This window comes from Rheinheimera tilapiae, assembly GCF_042432165.1.
Lineage (GTDB): Bacteria > Pseudomonadota > Gammaproteobacteria > Enterobacterales > Alteromonadaceae > Pararheinheimera > Pararheinheimera tilapiae.
On record NZ_JBHLXP010000003.1, the window covers coordinates 491673 to 515796 of the forward strand.

18 protein-coding genes are annotated in these 24124 nt (G+C 51.0%); 4 read left to right on the forward strand and 14 right to left on the reverse strand.

Translation table 11 applies throughout. The features are described from left to right. Positions 1 to 18 precede the first annotated feature (18 nt). A complete protein-coding gene (mdh, locus tag ACFFJP_RS13105) occupies positions 19 to 957 on the reverse strand; it encodes a malate dehydrogenase (protein WP_377244687.1) in 939 nt (312 codons plus the stop codon). A 259-nt stretch (positions 958 to 1216) separates the two neighbouring features. Here mdh and argR point away from each other — a divergent pair, with 259 nt between their 5' ends. Beyond that, entirely contained in the window at positions 1217 to 1684 is a 468-nt protein-coding gene (gene argR / locus ACFFJP_RS13110) for a transcriptional regulator ArgR (RefSeq protein ID WP_208932069.1), read from the forward strand. A gap of 29 nt (positions 1685 to 1713) precedes the next feature. On the opposite strand, the gene ACFFJP_RS13115 is transcribed toward argR, so the two are convergent. The 7 genes from ACFFJP_RS13115 to ACFFJP_RS13145 form a co-directional block, all read right to left on the reverse strand. Then, the gene (locus tag ACFFJP_RS13115; protein WP_377244690.1) at positions 1714 to 2640 is read right to left on the reverse strand and encodes a Dyp-type peroxidase; all 927 of its coding nucleotides are present in this window, start codon (positions 2638 to 2640) and stop codon (positions 1714 to 1716) included. Between the two features lie 1354 nt (positions 2641 to 3994). Next, positions 3995 to 5266, reverse strand: coding sequence for an ammonium transporter AmtB (gene amtB, locus ACFFJP_RS13120; RefSeq protein ID WP_377244693.1), 1272 nt, complete (start codon positions 5264 to 5266; stop codon positions 3995 to 3997). A gap of 12 nt (positions 5267 to 5278) precedes the next feature. Beyond that, positions 5279 to 5617: a P-II family nitrogen regulator gene (gene glnK / locus ACFFJP_RS13125; protein WP_031566939.1), complete on the reverse strand. Its 339-nt coding sequence runs from the start codon at positions 5615 to 5617 to the stop codon at positions 5279 to 5281. A gap of 195 nt (positions 5618 to 5812) precedes the next feature. Further along, the gene (locus tag ACFFJP_RS13130; protein ID WP_377244696.1) at positions 5813 to 6181 is read right to left on the reverse strand and encodes a YacL family protein; all 369 of its coding nucleotides are present in this window, start codon (positions 6179 to 6181) and stop codon (positions 5813 to 5815) included. An 88-nt stretch (positions 6182 to 6269) separates the two neighbouring features. Beyond that, on the reverse strand, positions 6270 to 8867 hold the full coding sequence (acnB, locus tag ACFFJP_RS13135; protein WP_377245719.1) for a bifunctional aconitate hydratase 2/2-methylisocitrate dehydratase: 2598 nt from the start codon (positions 8865 to 8867) through the stop codon (positions 6270 to 6272). Positions 8868 to 9153: 286 nt separating this feature from the next. Further along, entirely contained in the window at positions 9154 to 11226 is a 2073-nt protein-coding gene (locus ACFFJP_RS13140) for a M13 family metallopeptidase (protein WP_377244699.1), read from the reverse strand. A 233-nt stretch (positions 11227 to 11459) separates the two neighbouring features. Beyond that, positions 11460 to 12122 (reverse strand): TetR/AcrR family transcriptional regulator, encoded by a 663-nt coding sequence (locus ACFFJP_RS13145; RefSeq protein WP_377244702.1) that lies wholly within the window; start codon positions 12120 to 12122, stop codon positions 11460 to 11462. Positions 12123 to 12246: 124 nt separating this feature from the next. Here ACFFJP_RS13145 and coaD point away from each other — a divergent pair, with 124 nt between their 5' ends. After that, a complete protein-coding gene (gene coaD, locus ACFFJP_RS13150) occupies positions 12247 to 12729 on the forward strand; it encodes a pantetheine-phosphate adenylyltransferase (RefSeq protein ID WP_377244705.1) in 483 nt (160 codons plus the stop codon). Continuing rightward, positions 12726 to 14141 carry a capsule assembly Wzi family protein gene (locus ACFFJP_RS13155; protein ID WP_377244708.1) on the forward strand — a complete coding sequence of 472 codons (1416 nt, stop codon included), beginning with the start codon at positions 12726 to 12728 and terminating at the stop codon, positions 14139 to 14141. Before coaD ends, ACFFJP_RS13155 begins: the two co-directional genes overlap by 4 nt. A 189-nt stretch (positions 14142 to 14330) precedes the next feature. Here the strand turns inward: ACFFJP_RS13155 and ACFFJP_RS13160 are convergent, their stop codons facing one another. The 5 genes from ACFFJP_RS13160 to nagK all read right to left on the reverse strand — a co-directional run bounded on the left by ACFFJP_RS13160 (position 14331) and on the right by nagK (position 20076). Continuing rightward, positions 14331 to 15416 carry an acyltransferase family protein gene (locus ACFFJP_RS13160; protein WP_377244711.1) on the reverse strand — a complete coding sequence of 362 codons (1086 nt, stop codon included), beginning with the start codon at positions 15414 to 15416 and terminating at the stop codon, positions 14331 to 14333. A gap of 69 nt (positions 15417 to 15485) precedes the next feature. Further along, positions 15486 to 16808: a sugar MFS transporter gene (locus ACFFJP_RS13165; protein ID WP_377244714.1), complete on the reverse strand. Its 1323-nt coding sequence runs from the start codon at positions 16806 to 16808 to the stop codon at positions 15486 to 15488. 88 nt (positions 16809 to 16896) lie between these two features. Continuing rightward, positions 16897 to 18027, reverse strand: coding sequence for an N-acetylglucosamine-6-phosphate deacetylase (gene nagA, locus ACFFJP_RS13170; RefSeq protein WP_377244717.1), 1131 nt, complete (start codon positions 18025 to 18027; stop codon positions 16897 to 16899). A gap of 110 nt (positions 18028 to 18137) precedes the next feature. Continuing rightward, a complete protein-coding gene (nagB-II, locus tag ACFFJP_RS13175; protein WP_377244720.1) occupies positions 18138 to 19136 on the reverse strand; it encodes a glucosamine-6-phosphate deaminase NagB-II in 999 nt (332 codons plus the stop codon). Positions 19137 to 19149: 13 nt separating this feature from the next. Continuing rightward, positions 19150 to 20076: an N-acetylglucosamine kinase gene (gene nagK, locus ACFFJP_RS13180; protein WP_377244723.1), complete on the reverse strand. Its 927-nt coding sequence runs from the start codon at positions 20074 to 20076 to the stop codon at positions 19150 to 19152. Positions 20077 to 20388: 312 nt separating this feature from the next. Between nagK and ACFFJP_RS13185 the strand changes: the two genes are divergently transcribed. After that, positions 20389 to 22995, forward strand: a complete 2607-nt coding sequence (locus ACFFJP_RS13185) for a beta-N-acetylhexosaminidase (protein WP_377244726.1) — start codon at positions 20389 to 20391, stop codon at positions 22993 to 22995. 70 nt (positions 22996 to 23065) lie between these two features. Here the strand turns inward: ACFFJP_RS13185 and ACFFJP_RS13190 are convergent, their stop codons facing one another. Next, a complete protein-coding gene (locus ACFFJP_RS13190) occupies positions 23066 to 24058 on the reverse strand; it encodes a Gfo/Idh/MocA family protein (protein ID WP_377244729.1) in 993 nt (330 codons plus the stop codon). Between the last annotated feature and the right edge of the window lie 66 nt (positions 24059 to 24124).

Sequence of the window (24124 nt, forward strand, 5' to 3'; positions counted from 1 at the left end):
TTTTTCTCAGGCCTGATATTAAGCCTTATTGACGAACTCTTCACCAAGCGTGATATCTGCTTTTAAAGTCGGCAGCATATCGTTCATTGCTTTTTGTTCGTATGCGCTTAAAGCACCAATGTCTAACAGTGCTTCTACGCCGTTTTTACCCAGAGTGATCGGCTGAGCGAAGAAACGTGCATGTTCTCCATTGCCTTCCACATAAGCGTACTCAGTAACTGTCTCGCCTTGCAGGCCTTTGATCAGTGATATACAGAAACGGGCAGCAGCCTGACCCATCGACAATGTCGCAGATCCGCCACCGGCTTTAGCTTCAACCACTTCAGTACCGGCGTTCTGGATACGGTAAGTCAGAGCAGCAACTTCTTCGTCGGTAAAAGTCACATCTTTAACTTGTGACAACAGTGGCAGAATGGTAGTACCACTGTGCCCACCAATCACCGGAACGATTAGCTCAGCAGGGTTTTTACCTTTTAATTCCGCAATGAATGTTTCTGCGCGGATTACGTCCAAAGTCGTTACACCAAATAACCGTTTTGCATCATAGGTTCCGGCTTTTTTGAATACTTCAGCTGCGATAGCAACAGTAGTATTCACTGGGTTAGTGATCACACCAACCAGCGCTTTTGGACATTGAACAACAATGGCTTCGGCCAGAGTTTTAACTACACCGGCGTTGATGTTAAACAAATCAGAACGGTCCATGCCTGGTTTGCGTGGCATACCGGCCGGGATCATGACAACATCTGCACCCGCTAAAGCGGTATGCAAATCGTCTTTCCCATAGCCCGTCACTTTTACCGCGGTTGGGATATGACTCAAGTCTACAGCAACACCCGGCGTCACCGGAGCCAGGTCATATAACGCTAAATCAGTACCAGCAGGCAGATTTAACTTCAGTAATAAAGATAGGGCCTGACCTATACCACCAGCAGCACCTAAAACGGTAACTTTCATGCTTATCTCCAATTGTCGGTTCACCGAAAAAAACGCGCCAACAATACTGAAATACGGCGCAAATTACAAATGACTTATACCAAAGTAGCAGCACATTATTTAACCAGACCAATATAGGACAATATTCAGTAAAACCCATAGTTCATCACATTCTTGCACTGAACAAAGAATTCACTGGATCCAACAGTGGTTTTTGCTATGGTATGCTTTGATGCATGATGCTTGAGTAAGACTTAATTAAGTAAATTAACTGGTAACTATGACCAAACAAACCAAACAGGAAGCGCTGATCCAAGCCTTTAAAGCGCTGCTGAAAGAAGAAAGATTCGGTTCTCAGAGCGACATTGTGGATGCACTGAAAGCAGAAGGATTTGATAACGTCAGTCAGTCCAAAGTCTCCCGGATGCTGAGTAAATTCGGCGCAGTCCGTACCCGAAACGCGCGCCAGGAAATGGTGTACTGCCTCCCACCCGAATTAGGGGTACCAACGACCAAAAGCCCGCTGCGTCAGCTTGTCCTCGATATCGAGCACAATGATGTGATGATTATTATCCGCACTAGTCCAGGCGCAGCACAGTTAATTGCCCGACTGCTGGATTCGGTAGGTAAAGCTGAAGGCGTATTGGGGACTATAGCCGGTGACGACACTATATTTATCGCGCCGACCAGCGTTAAAAATATAAATTTCACACTGAAAAAAGTGACGGAATTATTTGAAAAGGTCTGACTTTTTCGGATACTTCGTTAAAAGCAGCCTCACAAATCTGCCTGATCTTCAAGAAACGAGATAGATGGTGCGAAAAAAGCCGCACCGCTATCTGCTTGAACATAATCCAGTAACAAGTCGTAGTTTTGCCCTCCTGAGTCGCCTAAACGCCGGTTTAGCCATGCCAGATAGGCAGTTGGCTCAGCGGAACAAGCCAGAATAACCAACCCTTGGACCTTCAGTTGACCAAACGGCATGTTTTGAAACACCAGCGGGTAAAACTCGCCAAAATCATCTGTCACACCAGCCTTAACCGCGTGGCTTTGTTCATTTAGCTGCGCCATCGGCAACTGCCGACCATCCAGTTTTCGCTGGCCAATGATAACTTCTTGTTGTTGTTGAGTCAGTTGTTGCCAACGGTTTAAATCAAGCCTATAGCGCTGGTAATACACATAGCTGCCTTGCGCCAACGCTGGTTGTGATGTCTCGGATATCAGTGCTAACTCGCGTTTTTTGCGGCCACGTGGCGAATGTGGCTGATCTATGAAACCGGTCAAATCACGACCATCCATAAAACGAAAACAATGGGTTTGTTCGACCAACTCAAGATGTGGCATAAGCTGCTGATAACATTGCTGAATAGCAAGATGCAATACATCATATCGATCTGCTCGGATCTTCAACAACACATCATAAGGCACAGCAGGCATCGCCAGATCGTCTACGAGTAGAGGTGAAAATGGCTGAAAATCCAAAGGCCGCTGCGCCGGATAAAGCGCATCCCAATAACCCGGACCAATCGCAATGACGGCATTCAGATTCGCTTCGGAAAATTGATCTGTGAGCTTTTGAATCACACCAGGGATAAGACCAAGCACTCGCCGGATATGGTGCTCGTGCCCATCTAAAGCATTCATCAACAACAACAACCCGTGTAGGTTTGGTTCTGCACAGACACCCAATTGTTCTCTTGCCATAGTCCCAGCATTGCAGGTAGTAGATGTCGCCATGCTAACTAAAAAAGTTAGTGGCGCCAAATCTGCGTGAGCTTTGTGAGATATGTCTCACATTTGAGTAGGCTAAAGCGCCTTTTGGTCAGTGAACTTGAGCCAAAAAACCACATAAGCAATTGTATTTATTTAACTTTATTTATCGCGTGTGATTATTGTTCGATTCTGATTGAGCCTAACTTGGCTCACAGCAACAAAACTCTCATAAATTCGGGGCATAATTATCTCACTGGTCAGGACGACATCACAGCAGTTGTTGTGAAAGCTCAATCAAGGATGGTTGATAAGTCAGATTGTCATGGACAGGCTCAGGAAGAGCTGAGATTTCAGGGTGAAGTCTCTATGGATATGGATACCGGGAACGGTAGTGTTGGCAGGAAGCCAGCCAATGGAGTAGTCGCTCTGGAAGAGCAGGTGTTGTTCAGGGATTGAATAACACAAACAAGGACGCTACAGGATGTAGCAGTGGTATCAGGATGGTACCCAAGGGAACAGGACGCTACAGGATGTAGCAGTGGTATCAGGATGGTACCCAATGGAACAGGACGCTACAGGATGTAGCAGTGGTATCAGGATGGTACCCAATGGAACAGGACGCTACAGGATGTAGCAGAGGTATCAGGATGATACTCAAGGGAATAGGACGCTATAGGATGTAGCAGAGGTATCAGGATGATACCTGTAAGGAATGGAAAGCCAGGATTGGCTTGAAGTAGGATACTGCACTGGCAGCGTTTTATGAGCACGGATGTTAAAACCTTCACAGCGCGTGAATCTCCTTCGGGAGCCAGGGAAGACAGCCCTCTGGGTTAGAAATGGAATTTGTTAAAGTATTACGGTGGCCGCATCCCAAAAGGATGCGGCTTTCCTGTTTTTGACGCCCCTGATTCTGCAATAAAAGTCTACTCAGCCAGAAAAATGTTCAGTGGGCAGGGTATGAGCCAATCAGTTTTTATCTGTGTATTCTCTTTCCCGGCCTTGCGTCAGTTTTCTCAGACTGACGAAGTGACGGGGACTCGTATAAGACAGCACCAGCAGATCATGACGATTCGACCTCGATAGGTGAGCACTGACAGATGAAATATTCTAAATCGTTGCTTTGCCTACTTTTCAGACGAAAGCCTTGCTGATAGATTGGTTTTTGTCCGCACATAAATAAAAAACCCCACAGGCAAGTACCGGTGGGGTCGTCTTAGAAGACAAAGGACAAGGATAGACGATTTGGTGGTAAGGGTTCAGTATCCCGCCTCGGCAGTCTCAACAGGCACTGCCGGGCGGGACACTCGCTCCTGAGAAGCCCCACCGGCTCTCCTCAGGCTGCTTACTTTAAGGTCGACACAAACTCAGGGTATGCTTCAATACCACACTCAGAACGGTCTACACCTTCATATTCTTCCTGTTCGCTGACGCGGATGCCCATAGTGGCTTTCAGTACACCCCAGACAATCAGACTGCAAACGAAAATCCAGACGAAGATAGTGGCCGCACCAACGAATTGGCCAAGGAACGACGCGCTGTCTTTGGTCAGTGGCACAATCATCAGGCCAAAGAAACCCACTACGCCGTGCACTGAAATCGCGCCAACCGGGTCATCAATTTTGATTTTGTCAAAACCGATAATCGCAGCGACCACCAGCACACCCGCTACCGCACCAAAAATCGTCGCTTGCAATGGCGTGGGTGTTGAAGGTTCTGCCGTGATAGCGACCAGGCCTGCCAGAGCACCGTTAAGCACCATCGTTAAGTCTGCTTTGCGGAACAGCACCATGGATACAGCCAGAGCAGCCAGAGCACCACCAACAGCAGCAGCATTGGTGTTGACGAACACCATTGCGACGCCATGTGCATTGCCAATATCCGCAAGCTTCAACATAGAGCCGCCGTTGAAGCCGAACCAGCCCATCCACAGGATTAAGGTACCGAGCGTTGCCAATGGCATATTTGAACCAGGGAACGCGTGTGCTTTGCCATCTTTAGTGTATTTACCTTTACGTGCACCCAGCAATAACACACCGGCTAACGCTGCGGCACCGCCTGCCAGGTGGACAATCCCTGAACCAGCGAAGTCAGAGAAACCAAAATCAGCCAAACTATACAGGCCGAATACTGGCTGACCGCCCCAAGTCCATGAACCTTCCATCGGGTACAAGAAACCGCACATGACGACCGCAAAAGCAAAGAATGCCCACAGTTTCATCCGCTCAGCCACTGCGCCTGAGACAATCGACATCGCTGTCGCCACAAACACAACCTGGAAGAAGAAATCGGCTGCTTTTGAATACGCTGCTTTACCAGTGAAGCCATTTTCGCGGCTGGCAATACTGGCTAAAGTTTCATCGACATTCAATGCTTCGATACCAGACAGGAAGAAACCGCCACCGTACATGAACTGGTAACCGCAAATCAGGTACATCAAACAAGCAATGGCATATAACACAAAGTTTTTGGTCAGAATTTCTGTGGTGTTTTTCGCCCGGACCAGGCCGGACTCTAACATGGCGAAACCAGCCGCCATCCACATAACTAGGGCGCCACACACCAGAAAATAGAAGGTGTCCATGGCAAACTGTAAATGATAAATCTGTTCTTGCATGATGGACTCCTACTAGATCGCTTCTGCGTCAGTTTCGCCGGTACGGATCCGTACCACTTGCTCAAGGTCATAAACGAAAATTTTACCGTCACCGATCCGGCCGGTGTGGGCAGCCTGTTGGATCGCCTGTAACAAGCGGTCCACATTCTCATCCAAAGTTGCAATTTCCAGTTTGACCTTCGGCAGGAAGTCCACCTGATATTCCGCGCCACGATACAATTCTGTGTGGCCTTTTTGCCGCCCGAACCCTTTGACTTCCGTCACGGTCAGGCCTTCTATCCCAATGTCCGCAATCGCTTCACGGACATCGTCAAGCTTGAATGGCTTGATGATGGCTGTTACGAGTTTCATAGTTTTTATCCTCATTGATTCCCGGACCGGCGCAAATCGGCCCGGGCAACTTGTTGCTGTTGCTATTTGTATAAGAAAGTCGTGTGCCAAGTTTTTTATTTATTTAGATACAATGAGTTAGGACAATCGCTGGGTTTTCGTGCAAAAAAAACGCACCATGTTGGTGCGTATCTTCCCGATGCAGGTGCAGGATTTTCAGGCAGGCAGAAATTGTTGCCAGGCTTGCAGTAGCTGAATTAAATCTTCAAGGCCACACTCGGATTGCAGGTTAGCGTCATCTGTGCTGAGTTCAGCTTCGAGAAACTGGTCATCTGCGTGTTGTTGATCACAGCTTTGATGAAATACCCTGACTTCCATCCGTTCCACCTGCAAGGAATACTCACGGCCATCAAACTGATATTCGCTATAAAGACCGAGCTGTTGCAACGCATCCAGCAACGGCTGGTAGCTAGCGGCCCGCAAGGTAAACTCTTCCAGCAAAAAACACTGCAAGGCATGTTGTTCCGGCGCCAGTTTCAGCAGATAACGTCGACTATCCGGCAGATAAATAAAATCATGTTCCATACCGACTCCAAAACAGGTCTTAGGCTGACAGACGGTCCCTGAAAAGACAAAAGCCCGCAGCTGCGGGCTTTGCTAGCGAACGAATAAATTAAACAGCTTGCTGAATAATTACGTTCGATGCTTTGCTGGTGTATTGGCTCATCTGATGGAAGTTCAGGTAGCGGTACGTATCCGCAGCCGTCGTTTCGATCTGTTTCGCATACTCCAGATATTCCGCAACTGTTGGCAAGCGACCGATGATCGATGCTACGCCAGCCAGTTCAGCCGAGGCCAGATACACGTTAGCGCCCTGACCTAAACGGTTCGGGAAGTTACGGGTTGAAGTTGACACCACTGTGGTGTTGTCGCCAACACGAGCCTGGTTACCCATACAGAGTGAACAACCCGGGATCTCGATCCGCGCACCGACACGGCCGTAGATGCCGTAGTAACCTTCTTCAGTTAACTGGTCTTTATCCATTTTGGTCGGTGGAGCGATCCACAGACGGGTCGGGATTTGACCTTTGAACTTATCCAGCAATTTACCAGCTGCACGGAAGTGACCGATGTTAGTCATACATGAACCGATAAAGACTTCATCAATCTTCTCACCGGCAACTGATGACAACAGACGGGCATCGTCCGGATCATTTGGTGCACACAGGATTGGCTCTTTGATATCGGCCAGATCAATGTCGATCACTGCTGCGTATTCAGCATCAGCGTCTGCCCGCTCCAGTTTTGGATTAGCCAGCCAAGCTTCCATCGCGTTGATGCGGCGCTCAATGGTACGGAGATCGCCGTAACCTTCACTGATCATCCACTTCAACATCACGATGTTCGATTGCAGGTACTCACTCACTGAATCTTCAGACAGCGTGATAGTACAACCTGCTGCTGAACGCTCCGCAGAGGCGTCTGACAGCTCGAATGCCTGCTCAGCAGTTAAATGCTCCAGACCTTCGATTTCCAGTACGCGACCAGAGAAGATATTGACCTTACCTTTCTTCTCAACGGTCAGCAGACCTTGCTGAATGGCGTAGTAAGGGATGGCGTGGACCAGGTCACGTAAGGTGATGCCTGGCTGCATTTCGCCTTTAAACCGCACCAGTACTGACTCAGGCATATCCAGCGGCATCACGCCTGTGGCGGCTGCGAAAGCAACCAAACCTGAACCGGCCGGGAATGAAATACCCAGTGGGAAACGGGTGTGCGAATCACCACCAGTACCAACTGTATCTGGCAGCAACATGCGGTTTAACCAGCTGTGGATCACGCCGTCGCCCGGACGCAGTGAAATACCGCCGCGATTCATGATGAAATCTGGCAGCGTGTGGTGGGTATTGACGTCAACCGGCTTCGGATAAGCCGCCGTGTGACAGAATGACTGCATCACTAAGTCAGCAGAGAAGCCTAAACAAGCCAGATCTTTTAACTCGTCACGCGTCATCGGACCGGTAGTGTCCTGTGAGCCGACTGTCGTCATTTTTGGTTCACAGTATTGGCCAGGGCGAATACCTTTGACACCACAGGCTTTGCCAACCAGTTTTTGTGCCAGCGTGAAGCCTTTGTTGGTGACTTCAGTCACTGCAGGACGCTCAAATACGGTTGAATGAGCCAGGCCCAGCGCTTCACGGGCTTTGTCAGTCAGACCACGACCGATAATCAGCGGAATACGGCCACCGGCGCGCACTTCGTCTAACAGCACGTTAGAACGCAGTTCAAACGTCGAGATCACTTCTTCAGTGCCGTGACGTTTCACCACGCCCTGATGTGGGAAAATGTCGATCACATCGCCCATCGCCATGCTGTTTACATCCAGCTCGATTGGTAATGAACCAGAATCTTCCATCGTGTTGAAGAAGATTGGTGCGATTTTGCCACCTAAACAAACACCGCCAGTGCGCTTGTTTGGCACGAATGGCATATCATCGCCCATGAACCACAACACTGAGTTAGTGGCAGATTTACGGCTTGAACCCGTACCGACCACGTCACCCACGTATGCTAAAGGGAAACCCTTTGCCAGCAGCGCTTCGATTTGTTTGACCGGGCCTTTTGAACCTGCGGCATCCGGCACAATACCATCGCGCTCGTTTTTCAGCATGGCTAAAGCGTGCAGCGGGATATCCGGGCGTGACCAGGCATCTGGTGCCGGTGACAGGTCGTCAGTATTGGTTTCACCAGTGACTTTAAACACCGTCACAGTGATTTTTTCAGGAATAGCCGGCTTGCTTAAGAACCACTCGGCATCAGCCCAGCTTTGCAGTACGTTTTTCGCGTGCTGATTGCCTTTGTCGGCTTTTTCTTTCACATCATGGAAAGAATCAAACATCAGCAGCGTGTGTGACAGGCCCTTTGCGGCGATAGCACCTAACTTGTCGCTGTCCAACAAATCGATCATTGGCTGGATGTTGTAACCGCCGAACATAGTGCCTAAAAGTTCTGTGGCGCGTTCAGCAGTCACTAACGGGCTTGGTACTTCGCCTTTGGCAACCGCAGTTAAAAAGCCGGCTTTTACATAAGCGGCTTCATCAACGCCTGGTGGAATACGATTTTCGAGCAAGTCGACGAGGAATGCTTCTTCGCCGGCAGGAGGATTCTTTAATAATTCGACTAAATCAGCCACTTGTTGCGCAGTCAGCGGCTTCGGAGGAATGCCTTGGGCAGCACGTTCGGCGACGTGTTCACGGTATTGTTGCAGCACGGTAATGTCCTCTGGTTGGTCCACCCAAGCCTGTGCTCAAGCGGGTTTGCAGCAAATCAAACGACTGGATTATAAGAAAAATCAGCCGTAAATGACACCGAAGTATATGCCGCACTGCTTATAGTGGCTATAAGTTTGGTGAATGGCTGGCGTTTAAAACAATGATACGGAAAATTGTTGGGCGGGAAATCAGCGAAGCGCCGATAGCTGAATGGAAACTGCGACTTCAAATAACACAAAGGCCGCTTAGCGCGGCCTCTGATTTATTTACAAGCTGGCAGACGAATTACCAGATTTTGACGCGGTTTTCCGGTGCAATGTACATCTTGTCACCTGGTTTGACGTTAAACGCGTCATAGAACTCTGGAATGTTCGACACGATACCAATCACACGGTACTCGCTTGGTGAATGCGGATCTGTGGTCAGCATGTTACGCAAGTACTCTTCCCGGCCTTTACGGCGCCAGACTTGTGACCAGCTCAGGAAGAAGCGTTGTTCACCAGTGAAGCCATCCATCACTGGCGCTTCTTTGCCTGCCAACGACAGTTTATAAGCTTTCAAAGCCACGGTCAGGCCACCGAGGTCACCAATGTTCTCACCCAGAGTCAGCTCGCCGTTAACGTGCATACCTTCCAGTGGTGAGTATTGATTGTACTGCGCGACTAACTGCTTACCGCGTTTTTCGAACTCGGCTTTGTCGGCGTCAGTCCACCAGTTGCGCAGGTTGCCGTCACCGTCAAACTTGGCGCCCTGGTCGTCAAAACCATGACCCAGTTCGTGACCGATCACCGCACCGATGCCGCCGTAGTTCACCGCGTCATCCGCATCCAGGTTAAAGAACGGAGGTTGCAGGATAGCTGCCGGGAACACGATTTCATTGTTGACCGGGTTGTAATAAGCATTGACCGTTTGTGGGGTCATAAACCACTCTGAGCGATCAACCGGTTTACCCAGTTTGGCCGTCATCTGGCCGTAGGCAAACTGTGCTGCTGCTTTGTAGTTACCAACCAGATCATCACCTTTGATGCTCAGGTTGCTGTAGTCTTTCCATTTATCCGGGTAACCGATTTTTGGCGTGAACTTGTTCAGCTTTTCATGCGCGGCTTTTTTCGTTTCCGGCGTCATCCATTCCAGCGTGTCGATGCTCTGGTGATAAGCTTTGATCAGGTTGTCGACCAGCACCGTCATGCGTTCTTTCGCTTCTGGTTTGAAATGTTGCTCAACGTACAGTTTGCCAACGATTTCACCGAGCACTTCATCAGAAGCATTCACAGCTTTTTTCCAGCGTGGTTGCTGCTCTTTGGTGCCTGACAACACAGTGCCGTAGAAGGCGAACTGACGGTCAACAAAAGCTTTGCTCAGTTTGCCTGAATATTCAGACACAAAGCGGATGCTCAGGTAGTCTTTCCAGGTTTGCAGATCCGTGTCTTTATAGATGCCGGCAAATGCTTCGAAGTAGCTTGGCTGCTCAACAATGATGTCTGACACACCATCCAGCTTGACGACTTTGGCATACTCTTCCCACGGGAAAGCACCCAGTTTGGCGGTTAAATCGGCTTTGCTGAATTTGTTGTAGGTTTTGTCCGCATCGCGGTTTTCTACACGGCTCCAGTGTTTCTCTGCAATCTTCAGCTCCAGCGCATAAATACGCTCTGCAGCTTTCGCAGGTTCGGCCACGCCGGCTAAAGTCAGCATGTCGACCAGATATTTCTGATATTCAGTGCGGATAGTGTCGAACTTGGCGTCTTTGTTGAAGTAGTAGTCTTTGTCCGGTAACCCCAGGCCGCTCTGGCCCAGATATAAGGCGTTTTGCGTCGACGCTTTGGCATCGTTATTGACGTACCAGCCAAATGGCAGGCTAGTGCCGGCCAGCTGGAATTCAGCCATCACGCGAGCCAGTTCAGTGTGGTCTTTGATCGCAGCGATTTTGTCTAAATCGGCTTTGATTGGTGTCACGCCTTTGGCTTCGATGCCGGCTTCGTCCATATAACTGGTGTAGAAATCACCAAGCTTCTGTTCGTCAGTACCTGCAACTTTGTCTTTTTTCGCGGCGGCAGATTCGATGATCGTGCGCATCGCCACTTGTGAGTCGTCATACAGTTTGGTGAAAGAACCATAGTTTGACTTGTCAGCCGGGATCTCGGTTTTTTGTAACCAAGTACCGTTTACGCTGTAGAAGAAGTTTTCAGTATGTTTGACGGCGGGGTCAAAGTTTTCCTGCTCAACACCTGACACCAGAGTTTTGGCCGGAGCTGCTGCAACAACCGGCGTTTCAGCCGGCGCCTGTGCGGCTTTTTCACAGCCGGTCAAACCAAGCGCCAGTGCGACACTCAGCGCCAGTACAGAGATATTTTTCATCGGGATAATTCCTGGTTGTTTTTTATAAGACCCTGAGTTTTGGGCGTGTTGATCTTGATCTCGATCGGGCTACAGCCTGCTGCAGATGCGCCGGAACTCTGTTTGCATGGTAACGCGACGCACGTCAGTCGACAACGATACCAACAGGCAAGTTGTAACGAAATGCAACAAAACACATCATTAGGTGCATCAATTCTTTACCGCTTTCGCATCAACCAGCGAATACTCGGCGATTAATTCAGCAATGGCTGACCAGCCAGCTGCTGATAATGCCGTTGCAGATTCTCAATGCGTGGCAAAGCATGAGCTGACGAATAAGGTTTAAATAACAGCAACACCTTTAAAACACCCTGGTAAGCCTGCGTCTGGTCGATCGCCGCCTGAGGAGCCTGAGTTTTCAGGTAACTAATCCAGAACGTCACGACCAGTTTAATGGTGTGGGCAAAGTTGGCGATATCAGCATCATCAATTTCAATGACATCCGCAGCTTTTAACGCCTTTAGCACTGAGACTACTTTAAGTTGAACACCTTTTTGCACTTGCAGATAATCTTGCTGCAACAAGGGGTCACGGCTGAGAATGTCCGGCAAGTTGGCGTAAAAAAAGTGAAAACGCCACATCAGCTCAAACACTATATCCAGATATTGCGCCAATGCATCCAGCGCCTCTGAATGCCGGCTTGGCGGCTGTAGGCGGTTGTCCAGCAACTTGGCGTATTCTTTAAAGATTTGCCGGACAATGTCTTCTTTATTCCGGAAGTGGTAATACAGATTACCCGGACTGATGCCAAGATGGGCCGCAATATGGTTAGTGGTGATTTGTCGCTCGCCTTGCTGGTTAAACAACTCGATGCTGGCTTGTAATATTTTATCTTTAGTGCGCAACTTCTTGTCCATGACCGGCACGGGCTTATAGTGAAAGGAATTATTTTGGTATAGTAACGTCAAATCGAAAAAAATTACCAGTCCTGACTGCAGCGCATGCTTTTGCGCCAAAGCAGAGGCAACCACAGGTTCCTGCATGAAAACCAAAGCGATTTATCCCGGTACTTTTGACCCGCTGACCAATGGCCATACTGATTTAGTGATCCGCGCAGCACGTTTGTTTGACGAAGTAATTGTGGCAGTCGCTGCAAATCCGAGTAAACAGCCGATGTTTAGTCTCGAGGAACGGGTCGCACTGGCACAGCAGGTATTTGCCGAACTGCCAAACGTGCAGGTGGTTGGTTTTACCGGCCTGTTGGCTGAATTTGGCCGTATCCATCAGGCACAAGTGTTGATCCGCGGGGTGCGCGCCGTCGCTGACTTTGAATATGAATTCCAGCTTGCCAGCATGAATCGTCAACTGAACCCGGATCTCGACAGCTTGTTTATGACGCCATCAGAAAAAAACATGTTTATCTCATCCACGCTGGTGAAAGAAGTGGCGCGGCATGGCGGCGACGTGTCGCCATTTGTCGCAACTCAGGTGCTGGATGCTCTTAACCGGAAATTAGGCCGATGAAACTGAAGCTGTACTCGCTGTCATTCTCTTTGGCGCTTGCTGTCGCACCAGCTGTTGCCACCCCCTGGCTCGATACGCAGGACAACTATCTGCGTCAGTCGTTACAAAGCCTGGCCCAAGCTGGCTTGTTGAGCGGCCCGGTGAACACTTATCCCATCATGTGGAAGAATATTGCCATCGATTTAAATCGGATCGACAGCGCTGCTTTAAGCCCGGCGCTGCAATTCGCAGTGGCGCATTTACGCAGTGCGTTAACGGTCAACCGGCAAAGTCAGCAGACTGGTCTGAAACTTAAAGCCAACAGCGCAACGGCCAATCACCAGTATTTTGGTGAAACCTATTATGAAGACGCCGCGGCCAGTCTATTCCACGAAGTGCAATCCGATGCGGTGGCCGGGCGGCTGCAAGTGAACCAACGCCAGCTGGATGACAACAACACCGAACAAGCCAGTACGTTGGACGGCAGTTATCTGGCGTTAATTCGCGGTAACTGGGTATTACAGGTCGACCAGGCAGCTGTCTGGTGGGGGCCGGGACAACAAAGCAGCTTATTGCTCAGTAATAATGCGCGGCCGATGCCCAGCGTCCGGCTAACCCGGCATGGCTGGCAAGCGGATGAACGCAGCTGGTTGCGCTGGCTGGGTCCTTGGTCGGCCACCACTTTCCTTGGCTATGGCCAGCATGACAGTGTGGTGCCACAAACCCGTTATTGGGGGGGGCGACTGACGCTCAGGCCAGTACCGGCTATCGAACTGGGCGCCAGCCGTGTGATCCAATGGGGCGGCCAAGGCCGCAGTAACGGGTTCAGTACCCTGTGGGATTTGGTCAGCTATGACAAACGTGATGAAATTCCAGCCGACCAGCGTGCTGCGGTCGATGCAGCCTGGCACCTGCAATTGGCAGGTTTTCCGCTGACGCTCTATACCGAACTGGCAGATGATGACAATCAGAGCGGCGCTCCAGATGAGCTATTACAACTCTGGGGTGTGCGTAGCTATTTTGGCGAAGCATCAGGCATTCATACTGTTAACCTCGAGTATTCAGATACATACCTCAAATGTGCCGACCAGTTAGACGCCGGAGAATGCGCGTATCAGGGCGGACTTTATCCGGATGGCTATCGTCGTTATGGGCGCATTATCGGCAGTGGATATGGCGCTGATGCTGAGGTGCTTAGTAGCGCCTATCATTATCAGACCACCGCGGGCATCAGCTGGTCAGCGCAATTGACGCTGGCACGCTATCATCAGGTCGCAGTCTCGGATACCAGCTGGCAGCTGAAGCTGGAGCACCGCCGAGGTTTATTTGATGGCTTGCTCAGTCTGCAGCTACGCTACCTGCAGCAGTCGCCATTAAGGCCTGAGCTGGATCGCCAGGTCAGTGCAGCTGGCAGCTGGGAATACCGGTTCTAAGCGATTTCTCACCGCACCGCGTGAGATCACCGAGCGTGGTTCTGAGTGAATAGCGGGCGATCGTTCAGGGGCATCCGTGCCGGCAGCATGATACAGCAGATTGAGCTGGAGTTGTGGGATCCGGGCCTGAGCCCGGATACAAACTTTACAGACCGGCACTATTGGTTTGTACCGGCCGATTTCACTGGTTCAGAGTTTGATAAAAATCTGCCGGCGGTACAGCCAGACTGATAAGGACCAGAACAGCACGACATGTAACAGCGCGAACACCAAAGATGCCAGCTGCAGTGGCATTGCCAATGATAATGCGTCATACAATAGCCCGGCGACTGACTGCGTGCCCTCACCTACCGACCAGCTCAGCCAACGCCCGGTAGCCACGGCGAACATCCAGCTCAACATGTAGATAAACAACGGGTTGGTGCCGTAAATCCGCAACGGTTCAGTCAGCCGAGTCGCTTTGCAGATATCCACCAGATAGACCAAGACCGCCAGCAGCCACAATAACAAACCACAACTCAGCGCCACATAAGTACCAGACCACAACGCTTTGTTCACCGGCCAAAACCAATGACCAGCCAATGCAAGAATGACCAACACAGCGCCAAAAGCGGCAAGATCACGCACCGCTTGCTGCGGTGCTTTGCCTTTAAGGCCGGTCGCGACCAGATAGCCTAGCAATACGTTGACGGTGGCCGGCAAGCTACTTAACAAACCTTCCGGGTCAAAGGGCATGCCGAAGCCTTTGTAGACATGCTCAGCGCCGAAAATAGCTAAATCCACAACACGGACGATATTGTGCTCTAACGAAAATGGGGATGTAGACAACTGCAACAGCGCAAAATAGCCGCCAAGCAGCGCCGCTATCGCAGCCCAAAGCCCGCGTTTGGGCAGGCTCAGGATCAGCACTGCGGCAATGACATAACAAATGGCAATACGCTGCAACACGCCTGGAATGCGTAAAGTCGACAGGTCCGGATGCGTTAAGAAATTCAGTAACAAGCCACAGCCAAACATCAACAGGCCACGCTTGAGAATTTTCAGTAGCATGGCGCCATTCAACTGCGCATCTTTTAACGAAAATGCCATCGCTGCGCCGACGACAAACAAAAAGCCTGGGAAGACGATATCGGCAAAAGTAAATCCATCCCAGCTGGCATGCAGCAGTGGGCTATACACATGTGACCAGCTGCCTGGCGTATTGACCAGGATCATCAGCGCAATTGCGAGTCCGCGCAGCACATCCAGCGCGTAAAACCGTCCGGTATTTTGCATTGTTATTGTTCTCCGAAATACAACAGGGCTGACAAAGCCAGCCCTGTTGTTCCAATCACTAAACGTCTATTACCACTGACGTTTTTTATAGCCGCTAAAGGCGTAGTACAGGATAAAAGCGTAACAGGGGATCATCATCCAGTAAGCGCCCTGGGCATCGCCGGACGCGGTGGACAGATAACCATAAACTTTTGGCAGTATCGCGCCACCGGCGATGCCCATGATCAATAACGCTGAAGCTGTTGCGGTGAATTTACCCAGCCCTTCCAGTGCCAGTGGCCAAACTGCCGGCCACACCAGCGCGTTGGCAAAACCCAGCATCGCAAGGAACAACACAGTGTCCGGTACCGTTGGAATACCGGCCCAGCCAAACATCAATGCCGACAGCTGATGGCTTTCAGCCGAACCAAACATCACGCCCAGGGTAAAAAGGATGCCAAACACCGCCGAGCCCTGTAGCGCGCGCGGTTGTGACAGGTATTTTGGAATACAGCTGACACCAACCAGATAACCTAACACCATGAATACCATCGTATAAGATGTCAGTGCGCCCCAATGCGACACGTTGAGGTGCTGACCGTATAAACCAATAGTATCGCCAGCGATGACTTCGACACCAACGTAGAAAAACAACGCTGCCACACCCAGCATCAGCTGCGGAAATTGCAGAACTGAGGTGCGATGTTCCGGCGCAACACCTTGCTCAACCGGCTGTTCCAGCTCAGGTTCAGGTAATGGCGAGAACTTCACAAAAGCCATTAACGCCAGCAATGCAACAGTCATATAGATGTAAGGCGTAACCAGACGATTAGATAACTCCGCGATACGGCTGGCTTTTTCTTCTTCGCTAAGCGCAGCCAGTACTTCTGGTGTGAACTGGTCCATACCGGTCAGGATCCAGGCGGTGAAAATCAGCGGAACTAACACGCCCGCGCCTTTATTCACCAGCCCCATGACGCTGATCCGCATCGCAGCTGTTTCGCGTGGACCAATACAGACGATATAAGGATTCGAAGCGGTTTGCAGAATGGTTAAACCGGTGCCAAGTGTAAATAAGGCAACCAGAAACAAGCTGTACAACGTGGTTTGTGCCGCCGGAATAAATAACAGCGCACCGGCCGCCATAATACCAAGACCAGCCACCATACCGTTTTTATAACCAACTTTATTCAGTACCCACGACATCGGTAAAGCCATCACCACATAAGCGATGTAAAACGCAAATGTCACCCACATCGCTTGCGATTCGGTCAGATGACAAACCAACTTCAAAAACGGGATCAAAGATCCGTTCAGCCAGGTAACAAAACCAAACACAAAAAACAAAGTCCCGATGATCACCATCGGCAGCACTGTATTTTTTTGCTGCGGTCGTTCCAATACCGTATCCATATTCACCTCTAATCGGTTGTTATTATTTGAGCTGACATAGACGCCAGCCTTGTTGCCCTGTGATCTTGCTGCTTGTTGTCACTTCAAACTATTTCAACGACTGACCGGCAATAAAGCACTGTTGTACCACACCTTTTTGATCAAGCAGAACCAAATCGGCGCGGTAACCGGCCGCGATCCGGCCTGCACGGTCAGCGATACCTAAGAACTCGGCCGGATATAGGGAGGCCATCCGCAGCGCTTCGCCTTGCTCAGTACCGAGTTCGGTCACGGCATACTGTACTGCAGCGGCCATATCCAATACTGAACCGGCCAGTGAGCCGGCATCATTGGTCAGTTTATTGCCAACGCGGGTGACTTTGCCGGCAAAAAACGGGAATTCAGTGTCATTGGTGCCGACCGGCGACATGGCGTCTGTCACTATCAGCATTTTGCCGCGGGGTTTAGCGGCCAGCGCCAATTTTGCTGCAACCGGATGGACATGATGTCCATCAAAAATGATACCGCACCAGCTGTTGCGGTCTGCCAGCGCGACCCCCACCATGCCGGGTTCACGTGAGGTCAACGGCGACATCGCGTTATATAAATGGGTAAAACCGGTTGCACCGGCGGCCAGCGCGGCTTCAACGGTCGCGCCGTCGGCGTTGGAATGGCCGAGACAAACAATCACGTTCAATTCAACTAACTGACGGATTTGTTCCGGCGTAACATTTTCCGGCGCGACGGTCACCAGCTTGATGCCTAAATCGGTGCGGCCATATAAGGCAAGTTCGTCGGCAGATAAACCGCGGATATGCTCTGTTGGATGCACACCACGTTTTGGAACTGATAAATGCGGGCCTTCAAAATGCACGCCGAAAATACCGGGCTCACAGGCGGCAACCGCCGCTGCAATGGCATCGGCGCATTGTTGCATCGTCGCAACAGAGTCAGTGATGACGGTCGGTAACATCGCGGTCGTGCCAAAACCGGCGTGGGCTTTGAGCATGGTCCGCAGGCTGTCGATGGTCGGCGCAGTGTTAAATAAAGCCCCACCGCCACCATTAACTTGTACATCAATAAAACCGGGGGCCAGCGTCATGTCAGTACATTCAGCCGCAGAACAGGCCGCGATTCCTGTGATCAAGCCAGCCTCGGCCGTCACTCTGACGTTGGTGTGCCACTGTTCGCCATCAAATAATCGCGCCACTGACCACTGCTGTTGCGTGGGTTGTTGCATCAATTCCGCTCCTTTAATCCTGACTTTTCCAGACGACCAAGAGCCATACTACGTCAGGCACAAGAAAAACGAAACCATTCGTACGCACTAAATGGTTTCGTTTGATTTCGTTAAACTGTTTTCGTCACTTTATTTAAGCCTGGCGGTGCATCCGGGTTGACACCACGACTGCGCGCGACCGCTTCCACATCAAGATAAAACCGTTGTAACAACAACAACGGCAGCACACGTGGGTGACTGGCAAGCTGAGCATGATGCAGGTGGACCAGGCTGGCGCCACGGCTTTGCACTTCAGCGATCTGCGCTTTGTGCGCCTGATAGGCTTCGTCCTGGATCGACACGTCAATAATCGCGAACTGATCTTTCACCAGCGTGACCGGGCCGTGCAGAAACTCTGCGCTGGAGAAAGCTTCGGCATGAATGCCGCAGACTTCTTTTAACTTCAGCGCAATTTCACGAGAAATAGCATAACCAGGACCACGGCCGAGCACCACACAGTGCTGCACGTTAGCCACAGCTTCAGCGGTCAGTTGCGCCGGTAATTGCTGTGCTTCGAGCAGCAATTCCGGTAAGCGATCGACTGCCGCCTGCAATTCTGCATCACAGGACCAGACCGCAACCAGCTGTAATAATGCGCTTAAAGTGGCCAAATAACTCTTAGTCGCTGCCACAGCTTTTTCCGGTCCGACGAATAACGGTACGACAAAATCGGCCTGCTCTGCCAGCGGCGACGTGGTGTCATTCACCAAAGCAACCACCAGTGCACCGGTGTTTTTTGCCATCGCGACCTGCGCCAGAATGTCCGGGCTGCGGCCGCTTTGCGAAATACAAATCACCAGTGCATCAGTCAATTGCAGCTGTTTGTTGTAAACACTGGCAATTGATGGCGCTGCTGCGACAACTGGCAGGCCAATCACGCTTTCAATCAGATACTTACCGAACACGCCGGCATGATCTGATGAACCTCGGCCTACCATGTAGACATATTTCGGCTGACGCTGACGGATCTGCGCAACCACAGCGGCAATAGTTGCCGCATTGGTCTGGAGCTGCTCACGGATACGGATTGGGGCTTCTGCGGCTTCTTGCGCCATGATGGTGCTGGTCATGCGAATACTCACTTCATTGATTGGAGACAGATAAAAATTCGTGTTGACTGCGGGCCCGGCGCTGACGCGCGAACCAGACAGCGCCAAATTCAGGGGCCGCCTGCGCTGGTACAATTAACGCTTGTACCTGTGCGGATAAATATGGCTGCACTTTATAAGCAAGGCCGCCAATCAGTGCGAGGCGCGGCGGATCCAGACTAAACAGCCGTAAAGCAATATTCTCGATATGACGGGCACCGGCCTGAATAATCTCAGCAGCGACCTGATCTCCTTGCTCTGCTGCAGTAAAAACCAGAGGCGCATAGCGAGCAAAGACGGTGGGGGTGGCATGCATAAAATGACTGACGATTTCCAAGGCTCCACTGACCCCAAGCGCTGATGTCAGCAGCTCAGTCATCAAGGTTGCAGCACCAATCTGGTCTTTGTGCAGCAGTACATGGTGTACCAGCTGATTTCCAAACCAAGCGCCACTGCCATTATCGCCATAAGGGAAACCATGACCACCGATATCCAGACACTGACCTTTGACATCAGCCAAGCCGCAGGAGCCTGTACCGATAATAATTACAGCACCATCTTCGCCTTTGTGCGCACCAATGCAGGCAGTATGTAAATCTGAGGTCAGATGGAATTCGGCAAACGGATGTTGCCATTCACTGAATAATTGGAAATATTGCGGCATATTAACGCCGGCAAGGCCGGCACCGGCGATAAGACGTGACATGTCATTAAATGTCATGCCGGCAGCCTGCAAAGCCTGCTGTGTAGCGGTGAGAATAGAATCAGTCGCGACTTTCATGCCACGCAATGGATTGGCGGGACCACCCAGCCCCTCACCTAACAGCTGATCCGCTGCATCAACGATCACGACACGACATTTGCTGCCGCCGCCATCAATGCCTAAATACAATGGGCTGTGCTGCCCTGCTTCGCTACTCATCAAGCACCCTCGTTGCACGCCATGCGACTGTCTTTGCCGGGTCAGGAAGCCTGCAGAGGCCCCTGTAGAAATATTCGGCACTTTTAATTATGACAGCGTTGTCATTTTTTCAGTTCAGCATATAATAATTTTGACAAATAACAAGACCCCTGATTAAAAATCAGACTTAATTTAGCTGTATTGTCAGTGCGCATATTAAAAACAAAATAAAAATCAGCGAGTTAACTCAGTCACTATATCGTAATCTCTGAGGAAAACCGCTTAAAACGGATAAGCAGTGTGTCCATACTGCTTTTTGCAACAGGAAATACGATGAAGAGATCTCAGCTTGTTTTTGCCACAGCCGCCGCAGCGTTGCTGTTTGCTCCCACGCTGTTTGCCCGCCAGTTTACCCAGCAGACAGATTTAGAGACATTCGCCAGTCAAGCCCAGTTTGAGATGGCCGTGATCAGTAATTTTCAGGAAAAGCCCGGCACTTTTAAAGGCCAATACCGTCTGCACAACAAATCAACCCAGGCCTTAGCCGCCGGCACCGGTAACTGGCAGATTTATTTTCATGCTGTGCGCCTGCTCACTGCAGAAGTGCAATCCGGTCTGAAGCTCGAGCATATTCAGGGTGACTTACATCGACTGACACCAACCAAAGCATTTAAAGGTCTGGCGCCAGGTGCTGCCATCGCCATTGAAGTCAGCGGTGCGCCTTCACTGGTCAGTTATAGCGATTTTATGCCTCGTGCCTTTATTGTCGCAGGGTCGTTACAACCGGAGATCTTCCGCAACACCGACACGGAAGATTTGACGAAGTTTGTCGCACCATTTCGTACGAAAGAACAGCTTTATCGCTACCAGAAGCCACAACCTGACTTATATAAAGTGGCCGACAGTCAGAGCCGTTATCAGGACAACATAGCAGTGAATGCGCCGCTAAAAACTGATCTGAAAGTCGCGGACCAAATCATTCCAACGCCAAGACAACAACGCCTGACCGGCGGCACCTTGCTGCTGGATAAGCAATGGAGCATCCGTTTTCCTGGCCGGCTCACGGCAGAAGCGGCTTATTTGCAGGAACGTTTTGGTCAGGCCGGACTGGCACTGAATAAAACACCAGGCGTCGCCGATACGGCGGAAAAACAGATTGTGCTGCGCGTCGACCCCAGCTTAAAAACGGCGGAAAGTTATCGCCTAGAGCTTACCGACAGCCAGATCAGCATCAGCGGCGCGGACAATGCCGGTGTGTTTTATGGCCTGCAGTCGCTGTTAAGCCTGACTCCGGCGCAATTTGACAGTGTCAGCCTGGCACAACAGGAAGTCAGCGACAGCCCGCGTTATCGCTGGCGTGGTATGCATTACGACATGGGTCGGAATTTCCATGGTAAAGCGGTCACACTGCGGCTGATCGAGCAGATGGCACGTTATAAAATGAATAAACTGCATCTGCATTTAACTGAAGATGAAGGCTGGCGTCTGGAGATCCCGGGCCTGCCGGAACTGACCGACATCGGCGCAACACGTTGTTTTGATCTCAGTGAGCAACAGTGCCTGCTGACCCAGCTGGGAACAGGCCCGCACAAAGATGGCTCCGGCAATGGTTTTTACAGCCGCGACGATTTTATTGAGATCCTGAAATTCGCGAGTAGCCGCCATATCGAAGTGATCCCGGAAATTGATATGCCGGGCCATGCCCGTGCTGCGATCAAATCGATGCAGGCGCGTTACCAGCGACTGCTGAAACAAGGTAAAAAAGCGGAAGCCGAACAATATCTGCTGAGCGATCCGCTGGATACTTCGAAATACCTGACGGTACAGAATTACAACGATAACTCGGTCAACGTCTGTATGGACTCCAGTTATGCCTTTATCGACAAGGTGATTTATGAATTGCAGCAGATGTACCGCGCCGCCGGACTGAAGCTGAATACCTATCATATGGGCGGTGATGAAGTAGGCGCCGGTAGCTGGACTGCCTCACCACAATGTCAGGCATTGTTCGCTAAAGCGCTGCCAGGCGTGGCCGGTGTGGCGGATTTAAAACCGTACTTTGTCAGTAAAGTCGCGGATCTATTACACAAACGCCAGCTGGCGCTCGGCGGCTGGGAGGACGGCCTGATGTATGATCCGGTCAACCCGTTTAACCGCGATCAGTTTGCCAGCAAACAGGTGTATGCCAACGTCTGGGACAATATCTGGGAATGGGGTGTAGCGGACCGAGCGTACCGGCTGGCCAATGCCGGTTATCAGGTGGTGTTATCACACGGTACACACTTGTATTTGGATCACCCGAATGAAGCCCATCCGGAAGAGCGTGGCTATTACTGGGCTGCGCGTTATACCGACCCCAAACGGATCTTTGGCTATATGCCAGATCACGTGTATGCCAACGCCGATAAAACCCGCAGTGGCGCTGTGATCACCGATTTGGAACAGTTAGTCGGCCGCGCGCTGCCAACTCTGGAAAAACCGGAGAATATTCTCGGCGTGCAAGGCCAGGTCTGGACTGAAACGATCCGTACCGCTGAGCAATTGGAGCAGATGTTATTTCCACGTCTGGTGCCGATCGCTGAACGTGCCTGGCATCATGCCGCCTGGGAAGGTGATAAGGCCGACACTGCTGCGCGTGATAAATCCTGGCAGATGTTTGCCCGTGTGCTGGCAGAAAAAGAGCTGCCAAAAATGAGCTTAGCCGGTGTGCATTATTATCTGCCGGTGGTCGGGGCCACTATTAAAAATGGTGTGCTGCAGGCCAATGTATCGCTGCCGGGCATCGCTATCGAATACAGCCTGGATCAGGGCAAAAGCTGGTTACGGTATCAAGAAGGTGTGCAAGTGAACGCCAGTGCCGAAGTTTGGTTACGTAGCCGTAGTGTCGATGGCCGTAGCAGCCGGATCAGCAAATTGCCGGATAATACGCCGCAGAACTGATAAAACAGAAAATGAACAAAGCCGGTATAAACCGGCTTTGTTATCTCTGGCGCATCAAACAGTTTAACCCTTACATCCGCCCTGCCAGGATCTGTTCCATCACTGCAGTTGCGCGTATCGCGCTATCGCCTGACGACGGATGTGGCACGTCACCCCGGAGCTGTGCAGCGATATTCGCCACATGGTACTGCTGAATATGTGGCGGATTCTCGATAAAGATCTCCTCCGTCACTCCATTTACGGTCAGTTGTAACGACTCGTCCTGAAACACGGAAAAACGGATATGGCCCTTGCTGCCGATAATTTCGACCGCATCGCGCCGACCGTCGGTGCCAAAATGCCAGAAGCCACTGCCAGTCGCGACATGCCCAGCGGCATCCGGTGCAAACCGCCACTGAGCCGTGACCGCATCTTCGGCGGCATACAAACCTTGTTGGTTCAGCGCCTGTCCTTGCACTTGCGTGATGTCGCCAAGCAAATACATTAATAAGTCGAGGCCATGACTGGCGAGGTCAACAAAATAACCGCCGCCAGCCTGCGCCGGATCAGTGCGCCAGTTGGCGGCGCCGGTTAAATCCAGCGGATTGGCACTGCGGCTAAAGTTCCACTGCACGTGGCGCACTATGCCAATGCGCCCGGTATCCAGCCACTGTTTGATTTGCAAAAACCGCGGCAAACTGCGCCGGTAATAAGCGACAAATAACGGCACTCCGGCGGCAGCAAATGCCGCATTCATCTCTGCACACTGCTGTGTATTCAGCGCCATCGGCTTTTCGACACAACAAATTTTGCCGGCCGCAGCGACTTTCAGAGCATACAGCAGATGGCTGTCTGGTGGGGTGGCGATGTATACCGCGTCGATTTGCGGATCATTGATTAAGGCATCGGCATCGCTATACCAAACCGGCACCTGATGGCGGGCCGCATAATCAGCCGCTTTCGCGGCGTCACGACGCATCACCGCCTGCACCACAAAACCCGGTGTTTGCTGATAAGCCGGGCCACTTTTCACCTCTGTGACATTGCCACAGCCTAAAATCCCCCAGCGCAACCTGTTGTTCATGATCTGACTAACCTCCGGTGAAAAAAGCAGACTAACGCAGATGCTGGGCTGACAAAATGCCCTGAG